The sequence below is a fragment of the Vibrio sp. YT-19(2023) genome (assembly GCF_033337395.1).
Map to the genome: position 1 here is coordinate 1 of NZ_JAWOQN010000365.1, position 789 is coordinate 789.

1 protein-coding gene is annotated in these 789 nt (G+C 48.0%); it reads left to right on the plus strand.

Annotation, left to right across the window (positions count from 1 at the left end):
- Nucleotides 1–789 (plus strand): TRAP transporter large permease subunit (locus R7E78_RS25930; protein ID WP_318058583.1); only part of this gene is annotated, 789 nt, incomplete at both ends.

Consider the following 789-nt stretch of genomic DNA (forward strand, 5'->3'; position numbering starts at 1 on the left):
TGCTGCAGGGGTTGAGGCTGCGGCTTCTACTGGTGGTCAGTTGATGCCTCCGGTGATGGGCGCGGGCGCGTTCATTATGGCGTCTTACACTCAAATTCCTTATGTGGATATCATTGCTGTATCGTTTGTCCCTGCGTTGATTTATTTCTTGTCGGTCGCGTTTTTTGTACGTATCGAAGCGAAGCGAAGCGGCGTGCAGAAAATTACAACCAGTGACGAATCGCTTATCAAAGTTCTGGTGAGTGGTTGGCACAACCTCATTCCTTTGGTGGTTCTGGTGACGTTGCTCGTGAAAGGTTTTACACCCACTTATGCGGCAGGCCTTTCCATCATTTCTGTTGTTGTCTCTTCGTGGTTTTCGAAAGATCACAAAATGGGACCAAAAGCGATCATCGAGGCTATGTCTCAAGGCGCGAAGAACATGGCAACCACCGCTGTCTTGCTGGTGGGTATTGGTTTAGTGATCAACGTAATCAGTACCACAGGTATCGGCAACACTTTCTCTTTGATGATCAATGGTTGGGCGAATGGTGATTTGTTCATCATGCTCGTGTTGATTGCTTTGGCATCGTTGGTTTTAGGTATGGGCTTACCTGTGACAGCGGCGTATATTGTTCTGGGCACTTTGTCTGCACCTGCCTTGTATAAGTTGATTGCCGAGAACCAACTTTTAGAGTTGATGGTTTCAGGGCAATTACCTGAGCAAGCGAAAGCGATCTTCATGCTAGCGGCACCAGATAAGCTCGATCTTCTCAATGCGCCAATGGCGCTGGAAACGGCGAAAGAAAT